Raw genomic sequence first — 12,606 nt, 5'->3', positions numbered from 1 at the left:
TCATGTTCTTCATATTACCAGCCCGGGTTCTCCACGAGGTTAGTGTTTCGTCGGGTATCATAGTCACCAATCGGCCAGAAATAATCTCTTGGCGCGATAAAACGCTGACTGAAGATGAAGCGTTCCTGATAATATGTAGCATCCGTTTTACCAATGATATTCCACCCGGTGATGTCCTTTTGAAGTTCTTCTGGTGCTTCTTTCCAGCGGCGCAGGTCCCAGAAACGCTGCCCTTCGAACATCATTTCTATTGTACGCTCTCTGTGTATGATGGCGCGCAGGCCTTCTTTAGTGGAATATTTTCTAGGATTACTTGAATATGCGGTCCAGGATTCTACAATGCCTTTAAGTCCAGCTCGTGTTCTTATTCTGTCCAGGTATTGAATAGCCACGGTTGAGCCGCCATTTACTTCATTTTCTGCTTCAGCATAGAGTAAATAAAGATCGGCCATCCTAACTTCCGGCCATGGGAATTGTCGCCAAACAACCGAATTGTTGTTGGTGGTAGACTCCCAGTTAACCAGTTTCTTAATAAAATAACCGGTTTCGCTCCAATTTCTGAAATCGTTACCAAAGCCCGCCTTATCTCCGTTTTTTGCTTTTACATAAAAATTATTTTCATCATTGCCTCTGTCATTACCGTCTTTCATGTACCAGACGGATCCGTCAAATCCCAGGTCCGCATAAAAACGTGGCTCCCTGTCGAAATTAAGACGGGCGGTTGTAAAACCATTTTTGATGTAAAACCGTTCTTTGTCTGTGGCTGTTCTCAATTGACTGTATTTAGTGAAATCTAAAGTTTTGTCTTCTTCTATGGGTACTCCATTTGAAGTGTAAAATAGTTTTGCGATCTTGATTGGCGGCGCCCAAACACCTGAACCAGGCCCTCTACCGTTTACACCATTATCTTCGGTAGGTGGCATACACAACCATTCGTTAACAAAATAGGATTGTGCATTCCCCCATACACATTCTACACCGTATTTTTTGGTAATGGCATTACGTATGCTAAGTTGTGTTTTAGTGGTATCACTTAGCCCTAATCCATCATTGGTATAGTTGTAAAGTCCAAAGCCATTATTGGTAGCGGCATCAATAGCGGCTTTTACGGCATCGCGGGCTATTATCCATTTTTGAGGATCATAACTTGGATTGAATAAAATGTTGCCCTCTTTATCCCTGAAGTTCGCAAAATCGCTGTTTCCGTTAAATAACGGACTCGCTGACATGATCAATAGCTTTGCCTTCATGGCTAATGCGATAGGTTTGGTTACCCTTCCCATTTGTGTGTTTTCATCCTGGATACGGTCTGGCAGTAGCTTTGCCGCTTCATCAAACCAATTGGATATGGTGCCCACGCATTCATCTATGGGTTTACGTTTCACGTAAGCTCCTGCAAGGTCGGCATCAACAGGTACATTTGTATTAATCAGCGGGATAGGTCCATACATGCGTAGCATGTAATAGTGATAGAAAGCCTTTAGGAACAGTGCTTCTCCAATCCAACGGGAGCGTTCAGCTGGTGTAATGTCAGGCACTTTAGTTTGGTCTGCCATGTTTTCCAGAAAAACATTACAATTCCTTATTCCTCCCCATATTGGCTTTGTTGTTACATTCTGACCTTTATTCGCGCCAGTCCAATCGTTAAAATAAGGTGCTGCCCTGTTTTGTTGTCCTTCCGCAATTCTGAAAGCAGCATGCCATTGCGCCTGATCATCCTGAGGGTACCAGATTTCATCTGCAGCTGTCATACCCGGGTTATACCAGCCGTCGCCATTTTTAGGCAGGTAGGAATAAAGCGTAAATAAATATTTCTCCGCTTCCAGCCTTAATTTAAATGCATTATCAATAGTAGAAACGTTATCAGGTACTACGTCAAGGTACTTTTTGCAGGATGTAATGGCAATTACAATGCTCATAAGCAATGTAGCCCGGTAGATTATACCGGTATGCCTATTCTGGTTTAATGATTTTTTCATTTTATACATATGAAAGTGTCTTGTTATTAAAGGTTGAATTGTGCGCCAATGCTGTAGACAGCCTGAACCGGGTATCCTAGTCCGTTGCCACCCATTTCCACGTCCCACATTTTAAATTTGCTGAAGACGAACAGGTTGGTTGCAGAAAAATATACTCTCGTACTTCTTAACCTCAGCGATTTGATCTCAGGAATATTGTATCCCAGATCAACGCTTTTTAGACGAAGAAAGTTACCATTGCGCATCCACCATGTTGAAGGCCTGTTGTTGGAATAAATCCGGTTGGTACTTAATCTCGGCCAGAAAGCATACATATTTTGCTTATCTTCTGACCAGTGATTATCAGCTATAGCTTGCAGCAAATTATTTTGAAAACCACCATTCATGAAAAATGGCTGCGTATTATCAGGACTGATAAAAAATGAAGACCTGGCAGAACCCTGAAAAAAGAAACTCAGATCGAAGCGTTTGAATCCGCTTGATACTCCAAATCCATAGATAATTTCAGGCTGTTGTGGATAACCGATGGGTACCATGTCATCATCATTGATGATCCCATCTTTATTCACATCCTTATATTTTATATCTCCCCCACGCAGCGTATTATCTCCATATTGAAGCGGGGAATTGGCTACCTCTTTCTCATCTGCAAACAATCTTTCGGCTATTAAACCCCAGCTTTGCGAAAGGGAGTGGTTAACCCTTGATAAATAAGCAATGTTAGGGGCATACTGGATTTCATCACTTACCTTTAATTTACTGGTTGCATAAGTAAAGTTTCCACGTACATTTACCCATGCACCACCGCTAAAAGAACGTTGGTAGGCCATTGTGAAGTCTACACCCTGGGTTTCGGCCTTCCCAAAGTTGGCAAAAGGTAGAGCCTCAAAGCCGGCAGCGGATTCTACACTCGATTTTGGTTGTAAGATTTGTGAACGAAACTGTTTGTATACCTCTACGGTTAAGTTAAGATCTTTAAATGCGGTTAAATCCATACCAATATTTAAAGATCTGCTTACCTCCCAGGTAATGTTATTATTGGCATATCTGGAAATGGAAACACCCGGACGGGAATAAAAGGGAATTCCGTCTCCGGTTCCAAATGATGCGCCATAGCCACCATCATTTAAGTTAACATTAGAGAGGTAGAAAAAACGGTCGCCAATGTTGCCGATCTGATCATTTCCCACTAATCCGTAGGTAGCCCTGAATTTAAGCTGATCAATTACACTTCTTAACGGTTTAAAAAACTTTTCGTTAGAAATGCGGTAACCTATACCTGCAGAAGGGAAAAAACCAAACCGGTTATTTTTTGCAAAACGTTCTGAACCATTATAACCAAAGTTAAATTCTGCCAGATACCGATCGTCAAAGCCATAAGAGAAACGACCTGAAATACCTTGATTTCGCTGTGGCAAAGATGCGGTCAGATCGTTGGCGTCAGCTGCCTCATAATTAGACATAAAAGATATTAAAGAGCCACTTACCACATGTTTTTTAAAGGTCCGGTTGTAAGTTAGTGCACCTTCAAGCCAAAAACGCGAATCCAGCTTTTTCCCGGTCTGCTGGAAGCCAAGGTATTCTGTCCCCGGTGTCCCGGCAGTTACACCGGTTCCGCTGTTCAGTACATTTAGACTATAATCAAGCGTTGTGGGATCTACAATGGCTTCGTAGTAAAACGGATTATAACTCCGGTCGGCCGAATAGAAAGAATATCTTCTCAGATAAGCCATTGTTCGGAAATTTAGCCCCGGGGTAATGGCATTTAGGTTTTGCTGGAGTTCAAGCTGTGGCTGTATATTGGATGTTTTGTATACGTTATATCCTTTCACCATCTCTGCGTAAGGGTTTACGTAAAGTGTTGAGGTTGGACTGCCTGCCTCAACAATACGTCCCGAGCCAAATAAGGGGTGGTCTGAATATGGTAGCTTTGATTTGGGATAAAGGGCAGGAAACATCACCGGATTGGCCCAAAGTACATTGTTAAATGATAATTGACCTCCGCCGATCGGCCCGTTATAGTCATCAAACTGACCATACATGCGGATATTAAATTGTGTGGTGCTGGTAAGGTTAAGGCTGATGTTAGAACGGATAGAGTAGTTGGCCAGTTTAATGTTGCTGTTAAAGTTGTTGATAGGGTCTACCTTTAACACACCATTGTCTTGGTTATAGGTGCCTGAAATATAATACTTGGTACGTGCGTTGCCACCACTGATATTTAGGTTGTAACTTTGGTTTAGCGTTCTCTTTTTGATCATCTGTCCCATCCAGTCGTTATTTGGATAGAGGTAAGGGTCGTCTCCTGCAATGGTATGGTTAATTTTACTTTCGCTGTAAGTAGGCTTAGCCAGGGGCGATCGGGTAAGCAATGCCTCATTAGCCAAGCGCATATAGGTAATATTGTCTGCTAACTTGAAATTTTCTGTATTACTCGACATGCGGTTTTCAGCACGGAAAAAAAACTGTGTGACGCCCTCTTTACCCATTTTGGTGTTTACCAGTACAACCCCATTGGCTCCCCTGGCACCGTATACTGCTGCCGCAGCGGCATCTTTCAGTACCGAAAAATCTGAAATATCATCAGGCTGGAGGCGGGCAAGATCGGTAGTTGAGGATTCAACTCCATCAATTAAGATCAAAGGATCCTGTTTGCCTGAGCCAAACGTAGAAAGGCCGCGTATAAAGAATGCGGAGTTATCGGTACCTAAACCGGGTTCACCACTCCTCTGAAAAGAAATCATCCCGGGTATTCTGCCCGCCAGGGTATTCGTTAGGTTTCCGGTTGGCCCTTTCAGTTCTTTCACATTTACTGTTGTAATTGAACTGATGGCACTTGCCTTTTTTTGTGAACCACCAAAACCAGTAATCACTACCTGGTTCAGCGTATTTTCACTTGATTTTAGCATCACGTTAACCACCGGACGTCCGTTGATCGGGACTTCCTGCTTTTCGTAACCTGTATAACTGAAAACAAGAATACCATCTGAAGGTACTTTTATGGAGTATTTTCCTTCAGCATTTGTAGAAACTATTTTTTTAGAATTTTTTAGTTGTACGGTAACGCCAACAATTGTTGTAGTGTCAGAACTGACCTTTCCGGTAACGATAATCTCGTTGTTTTGCGCAAAGCTGATACATGGTACCATCAGTAGAAACAGTAAAAGGATTTTGGGAATAATTTTTTTTTGTAAAGTTTGGTTATTCATATAGTTCTATTTGGAGTTAATAATTAATGATCGGAATCATTCAGGAATAGGGGTATTATACTATTGTCTTTTCATCCATAGGCTTTTGTCAGTTTAGAATTGGTTTATAGGATCAAACCGATAGCTCTGGATGCCCGGTTTGTTTGGTTAGTGCTGTTTTATTTTTTATCTGGTTACAGGGCTGGCTTGTACAAAGATTTTATCTATTGTATGCCGCCTGTTGATACAATAACAGGTAAGCATTGCTAAATTTCCTGTTGCCTGTATCTGCTAATAAAAGGATTCAGTTAGGTTTGGTTAGTAATCATTTTATGGACCCTAATGTAGTATGAGATGGTGTTAGCCGAGGGAATAAATCGGTCAAATAAGAGGGGGTAAATCGCCAATTTTCGCGTTTAAATCTATTTAAAGCGGCTTTAAACATCACTTTTATCATAAACCAGGTTTCCGGTAAAGATTTTAATGATTTATGACTTTTTAAGCCCCTAAACCAACGATAATTGTTAGCGTAAATACATCATAAAAACGTATTTAATCTTATACGTTTTTAAAAACGGTTGTTAAAACGAAGCACTTTACAGGGCTTGCGTAAAATCAAGATCGCGAGGAACATCGCAATTGTAAAGCGTGCGCTGTAGCGAACGTCTGGAGATTGTTTTCCCTAAAAGCTTAAAATAGTTTATTTGTGAGGTGTATTCCGATAGGTTTTTATATAGTCGGATGGATTCATCCCGAATAAGGCACTAAATTGTTTACGGAAATATTTGATGTCGTTAATCCCCACTTCCCAGGCGATTTCTTTAATGGTATAATTGGATTCCACCATGAGTTCAGCAGATTTCCGAAGGCGGATGAATCGAATAAAACCGGCTATTGATTGGCCGGAAACAGATTTGACCTTCCGATACAGGCCGGAATGGCTCATGCCAATTTCTTGTGAAAACTTTTTGATATTAAAAGTTTCATCAGCAATGTTACGCTCAATAATATTGATGCAGGTTGATAAAAACTCGCGGTACTCTGGTGAGATCTTGAAATTCTGCTTTTTGAGTGTAATCTCGTTATAAAAATATTGCTGTAGTTTAGTCCGGTTTTCAAGCAAAGCTTTAACCCTTGCCTTTAACAATTCTTTTTCGAAAGGTTTGGTAATATAATCGTCCGCGCCACATTGAGTACCTTTAAGCCGGTTTTCGGCATCAGATAGTGCCGTTAATAAAATTACCGGTATGTGCCCAAGTGTAGGGTTGCTCTTAATGGCGCTACATAGCTCTAATCCGGTACCATCTTCCATCAGGATATCACTGATAATGACGTCGGGCAAATGTTGAATGGCCTGTTCAAGTCCCTCTTTTCCACTGGAGGCGGTAATAACCAGGTGGTCATTCTTGAATATGCCCTGAATGTATTCGCGGATACTTTCATTATCTTCTACGATCAGGATAAGGTCTTGTGTGCTTAGCAGCAGATTTGGATCTGTTTTTAATGTGGGTGGAGTTGGTTTGGCCTGATCTTCAGCCTGGAAAGTTTCTGCTGTAATATCTTCATATATGGTGAGATCGCCAAAATGGCATTTACCTTTTTTGAACGACAGGAAGAAGGTGGTTCCACATCCAATGCCGCTTTCATAAGAAATCTGTGCACCATGTTGATCCATAAATTGCTTTACCAGATATAGACCGATACCGAAGCCCGATGCAGAACTATTTTCCCTGACCTGATAAAACCGATCGAACAACTTTTCTTTAACATGGCTATCAATACCGATCCCATTATCTTTTATACTCAATTCTACTGTGTTTGCTGTTTCCCATAGCTGCATGTTAATTTCGCCATAAGGTTCGGTGAATTTGATCGCGTTGGAAATCAGGTTATAAAGGATTGCCTGGATCTTTTCCCTGTCGGCATATAGCTCAATCAGGTTATCGGGGCATGTAAACTGGTAGTTTAAATTTTTTAATGCGGCCTGGCCAGAGAAACTGATATGGACTTCTTTGCAGATTTCGGAAAATGGAAGTTCTGAGATCTTTAAATCTTCACTCTCCCCGCCAACTTTTCGAAACAGCAGCAACTGGTCTACCAGTTTCAGCAATCGTTTTGCATTTTGGTAAACCAGATCAAGACCTCCTTTACTGCCAGAGGCCGGATGATGTTGTATGTAATCTTTTAAAGGATTAATGATCAGCGTTAGTGGTGTGCGAAACTCATGCGAAACATTGGTGAAGAAAGCGAACTTTTTTTCGCTCAGCTCTTTCTCTTTTTGTGCATTTGTCTGGGCAGTTTTAATTTCGTAATTTAAGTTTGCCTGTCGCACTCTGTAGGCATTATAGGCATATATAACTGCAGAACCGATAAGCGCATAGCAAAAGTAAGCGAGCCAGCTGCGGTACCAGGGTGGGAGCACGTTTATAATCAGCAAGCGGTGTTCCGGCCCCCATCCGCCAATGTAATTATTGCGTTTAACGTGTAGTATGTACTTGCCATCTGTTAACCGAAGAAAGGTAACAGGAGCTGATGCCGTGGTTTCAATCCATTCATTATTACCTCCTTCTAAATGGTACGCAAATTTAATTTTGCCCTTATCTGCAAAATCTATAGCAGAAAAACTGAGTGATAAAACCGCTTCATTATACGGTACGGTTAATTCGGAAATCCGCTCCTGATTAGTTTGGTTTACTAATTCATCAGTTGCGCTAATAAATCGATTGTTCACATACACCGATGATAGATAGGGGGCGGGGAGGTTTGCAGGGCTCGACTGAAAGTTTTTCGGATTAAAAAGCGTAAAACCTTTAATGCTGCCAAAGGCCATTTCGCCAGATCTCAGGCGTAAAGCCGCACTGTACGAAAATTGATTGCTTGATAATCCGTTTTCACTATAATAATTGTTAAAGGTTTTATGCACCGGATCGAACCGGGATAAACCATTGAAAGTACTAAGCCATAAATACCCTTGATCATCCTGAAGGATGTTAAGCACCGAATTGTTGCACAGACCTTCCGCATCAGAAAACTGGGCCTTTATTTTTCCCTTTATCCTGTCGAAAAGGATCAGGCCACCGCCCTCCGTGCCGAGCCAAAAGTTACGGTTCCGATCTTCGAATATTTCCCTAACGGGTTTACCTATTGTATAATAGACATGATGTTTTTTCTGGGTATCTATCTTTACCAAATCATTTGAAGTACCGGCCCAGAGCTGGTGGAAAGAATCCTCTTTAAAGTCGTTGAGATCACAAAGACTGGAATCAAACAGTTCAAACTGATCATTTTGAGCGTTTAATCTGTATATGCCGCCATCAACAACTGTGGTTGCCCAAATCATATCTTGGTGATCCTGGTAAATAAGCCAGATATAATTGCTCTCCTTACCCTTATTATTAATGCAACGATATCTGTTAAACGATTGCCCCTGTTCGTTAAACCTATTAATACCACCGCCAAAAGTGCTTATCCATGTGCTGCCTTTTCGATCTGTTAATATGCTTGTCACGATGTTGCTGCTTAAAGAATTTGATTTAGCCGGATCGTGCCTGAACTGGGTAAAGCTATTCGCTTTGGGGGAGTATAAGCTCATTCCCCCTCCATCAGTTCCTACCCAAATGTCGCCATTAACTTTTTCAGCCAGGCAGGATACATAATTATGGACCAGGCTGTTTTGGGTATGTGGATTACTACAGAATACTTGAAAATGCTTTTTTGTACTGTCAATGATCACAACGCCTCCATTTAATTTGGAAATCCATTTACGGTTATCTTTATCATTATACATGGCAGGTATGGTTTCACCGCTGGTATAAGCAGATTTATGTGGTGTGAGCTTAGCCTGGCTAATTTGTAATGTTTTTAAATCCAAAATGGACATACCACTTCCTTCGGTCCCTATCCAGAGCTTATATCCTGGATTGAGCAGGAGTGACAATATGTTTCCGTTTGACAGTTTCTTTTTGGATGAGACTCTTGGTATTTTATTATCATATATAACCGAAAATTGATACAGGCCCTCCCTGGTTCCAATCCATAGATAATTTTCCTTTGCCAGTATACAGTTGGTGAGCATCATTTCAGTACTAACCAGAACCAGTTTTTTCTGCCGGACATCAAAACAATATAATCCTACTCCACTTACAGTAATCCAGATATGGTTCTGACTCCCCTCCACAATACTGGTTATATTCGCATTGGAAAGTGGCCGGTTTTTGTCGCTATTTAATATTTTATATGGGTATTTGTCTTGCTTACCTTTATAGTACATTCCAGACCCATTTGTGCCTATAAATAAATTCCCCCTTGAGTCGCGCACGATGGTATTTACCGCCATCATTGATTTGATAGGTTTATCCCCTCGCTTAGGCGAGTAATATGCCGGCGCAAATTTCCCGCTTCGCTCATTATATATGGCCACGCCTTGCCCCGTACCCACCCATATGTTATTTTCTGCATCTTCGGCAATGCAATAAATGTAATTATGAGGAAGTGAGTAATCATCTTTAAGCCGGTTACGAAACACCTTAACAACGGTCCCGTCGTAGCGGTTCAGTCCATCGTAAGTACCAAACCACATATAACCATAATGGTCCTGAAAGATACACCTTACCGAATTATTGGAGAGCCCTTCATTGATACTAAACAGGCGCTCGTCATTCTGATCGGCTGTGATACGCCCGGTGAAGAATAATAAACAGCATAATAACAGCAGGTATTTTGGCATAATTGGACAGTTTTTTTTAAAAAAAATCTGACTTTTGGTATTCATCAAGATTTTATGCATATCAATACAGTTGCAGTTAATAAAACTCAAAGATCATGTAGAATCTTTAATCCTATCCTGGTTAGACGTGTAAATTTGGTTAGCAACAATGATTAGTCTTAGCTGTCCATTGTTTTCACCTAAGTTAGTTATTTTAAATTAAATGTTATGATAACGTTTAATTTATTTTCCCCTCAAATCATTCAAAATGTATTCTGTTGGGAGAACTAGGCAACGCCGAGTTATGCGGCTTAATTTAATCCGGCATACCCTGAAATAAATCCGATTGCTATCAGATCAGGTTGACGGAAAGTGGAAAATTGTTTGTGCTGGGCTTACTTCATCCAGCGATTTTAGGCATTTCGTAGCAGGTGTTTTTATTAAAATAATTTGTAAACATCTGATAGATAATTTATAAATCGGTAAATCAGCAAATAGGATGACGAAGCGTGAATTTAGGTTAGCTTAAAAAGCTGAATAGCGCATGGCAAGGCTGCTTTTATAGGGAGATATATTATAGATTAAAGGTATTTGGGTAAAAAGCGTAGGTTTAAACTGCGTTAATTTAAGATGTTCTCAATATTGTATACCCGATGTGAGGATCGAAAACCGTTTATATCTATAAAATTTGTTTAAGGGATAAACGAACTGATGATTTGATATCAGTATATCTAAAAACATCAGCCAAAAGGAAAATAAGAATATATTATGGCAGCTCATCGTTAGGCTCTCCACAACTATATTTTAATATCGTCTTTGCTGAGGCGGAATACCTACAGTTTCGGAAAGCAATCTTCCGATTATTATTTTTAACAGGAAATTGTTTTCGGAGAATCAGGAAGTGCTGGTGGCTGAAAAGCCTTTGCATCCGAAAGTGATTGATTTCGGGAAAGACAGGATTACTTATAAAATAGCCAGGGAGCATAAATGTGTAACCTGAGTTATTCATTTAACGCTCCCTTCAAGCTATCATCTATCTAACTAACTAATAAACGCCGTCTAAATCCATGGCACGCACAACTTTAACGTGTCTGAATGCCCCGGTTTCTGACCATTCCGAATCATAATTCAAACCATACGGCCAAAAGTGACCGCCTCCGGCACTGATATTACTGGTTGGTGTTTCAAACGCCCTGATGGTCGCAATTCCATTTGCCCCAGAGTATGTTCCTCCATTGGTCAGATCATACCAGCCCCCGGTTTGTCCTACGCCATAGCAATGGCCCATTTCGTGCATAGCAGTGCGTACATTCTGATAGCTTGCGTTTGCACCGAAACTGATGCTGCCATTTACATTTGCCTCAGCGGTTGGCACACCTGTATTGTAGGAAACACTGAGGGTTCTCGCATCCCAATCGGCACCGGCATTGTAACGTGCACATGCATCATTCATCGCATTTGTGATTCTGGTAATCACATCAGCAGGAACGCCGTTAGTTGAGGTCCATGCCCAACCAACCTGGCCGTTATATTTTGTTTTCACCAAAACCCATTGCTGGTTATCGCCACCATGTGAATCATATTGATTGATATCGCCTCCATCTTCCAATGAAGAGCCCCAAAGGTCAAGCGCTTTTCCACTTGCCCTGTTTACAATGCGATAGTAGTTACTTCCCAATGATACGAACTGCCATTGCTGGTTATTGGCGCCTGTATAATCGTTGATCTGAATATTGCCACCATTGGTATTATCAGCCGCGGTTAAGGCCCGGTTGCTCTCTACACCGATTATACTGTAGTATCCACCAGATAGGGAAGTGAGTTTCCATTGTTGATTAGTTCCACCTGTGCCGCCCCACTGCCATACACTGGTATTGTTTCCATTTTGCCCTCCAGGTACATCGATAACCTTACTGCTGGTTTTACTCATGATATAAAAGGTTCCGTTTGCAAGTGCCTGTGGAATTTCAATAGCCTGAATGGCCTGGACTTTCTTTTTGGTTATTGCCGAGTTAAATGTTTCCGTCTCGTTGGGGTTTACTTCTGCAACCTTTTTACAGCTGGAGGTAAAAATGGCAGCTAATAAAATCGCACCCATGTACTTTAAAAAAAGCATTTTGTTTTTCATCATCATGTTTAGGTTTTTATATGGTAGTTTACGCGACAACCAAAGTTGTATTTTTCCCAAAGGCGTAAAATTTTGAATTTGGAAAATCTCTGGGCTTAAGCAATAAATTCTGATTTTTTAGGAAGCGATTAGGTTCAGCCTGGCTTTAATAAATAGCAAGTTTCATTTGGAATTCCCCTTGCAGATGATGCTGATTTCCTTTGTCGTACTGCTGTTAATAGTAAACATTTTAGATTCATATAAAATTTGGTTAGGTGAATACAGGTAAGTATTAGTAATTACTTCTGTGTTTCAAATATAATATACAGTCAGTTGTAAGAGGGGTTGTAAATCAATCGATTTTGGGGGGTAAATCAATCAATTTATACAGGTGTTGATGAACAATTGAAGAAAGTGGCTACATTCACATCAAGATTTAACCGGCATATAAATTAAAACATAAATTTATTTGCTTTGAAATCATTTTCATATTGGTGTTTACCTGACAAATGGATGTGGCAAAACCGGCGATAATAAAATATTTCATCGTGTTTTTTTACATTTGAAAATAAATGTTACTTGTACGTTTATTTTGTTTTCGGTAAAGGTCTGTTATACAGTTAAATA

4 protein-coding genes are annotated in these 12,606 nt (G+C 40.6%); all 4 read right to left on the bottom strand.

The annotated features are described in order from the left end of the window. Positions 1-14 precede the first annotated feature (14 nt). The 4 genes from DV942_RS07960 to DV942_RS07945 all read right to left on the bottom strand — a co-directional run bounded on the left by DV942_RS07960 (position 15) and on the right by DV942_RS07945 (position 12,006). Complete coding sequence (locus DV942_RS07960) at positions 15-1,979, bottom strand: RagB/SusD family nutrient uptake outer membrane protein (protein ID WP_145856634.1); 1,965 nt, start codon at positions 1,977-1,979, stop codon at positions 15-17. A gap of 26 nt (positions 1,980-2,005) precedes the next feature. After that, positions 2,006-5,188 (bottom strand): SusC/RagA family TonB-linked outer membrane protein, encoded by a 3,183-nt coding sequence (locus DV942_RS07955; protein ID WP_222431176.1) that lies wholly within the window; start codon positions 5,186-5,188, stop codon positions 2,006-2,008. 679 nt (positions 5,189-5,867) lie between these two features. Beyond that, on the bottom strand, positions 5,868-9,893 hold the full coding sequence (locus DV942_RS07950; RefSeq protein WP_186462448.1) for a hybrid sensor histidine kinase/response regulator transcription factor: 4,026 nt from the start codon (positions 9,891-9,893) through the stop codon (positions 5,868-5,870). A gap of 1,024 nt (positions 9,894-10,917) precedes the next feature. Continuing rightward, complete coding sequence (locus tag DV942_RS07945; RefSeq protein ID WP_145856631.1) at positions 10,918-12,006, bottom strand: RICIN domain-containing protein; 1,089 nt, start codon at positions 12,004-12,006, stop codon at positions 10,918-10,920. Between the last annotated feature and the right edge of the window lie 600 nt (positions 12,007-12,606).

The sequence above is a fragment of the Pedobacter suwonensis genome (assembly GCF_007833675.1).
In the GTDB taxonomy this organism is placed as follows: Bacteria; Bacteroidota; Bacteroidia; order Sphingobacteriales; family Sphingobacteriaceae; genus Pedobacter; species Pedobacter suwonensis.
This window is presented reverse-complemented; position numbering and strand designations above follow the sequence as displayed.

What these genes read in the sequence shown, in the direction of transcription:
- DV942_RS07960 (WP_145856634.1), bottom strand. Translation starts at nt 1,979, where the DNA reads ATGAAAAAATCATTAAACCAGAATAGGCATACCGGTATAATCTACCGG.
- DV942_RS07955 (WP_222431176.1), bottom strand. Translation starts at nt 5,188, where the DNA reads ATGAATAACCAAACTTTACAAAAAAAAATTATTCCCAAAATCCTTTTA.
- DV942_RS07950 (WP_186462448.1), bottom strand. Translation starts at nt 9,893, where the DNA reads ATGCCAAAATACCTGCTGTTATTATGCTGTTTATTATTCTTCACCGGG.
- DV942_RS07945 (WP_145856631.1), bottom strand. Translation starts at nt 12,006, where the DNA reads ATGATGATGAAAAACAAAATGCTTTTTTTAAAGTACATGGGTGCGATT.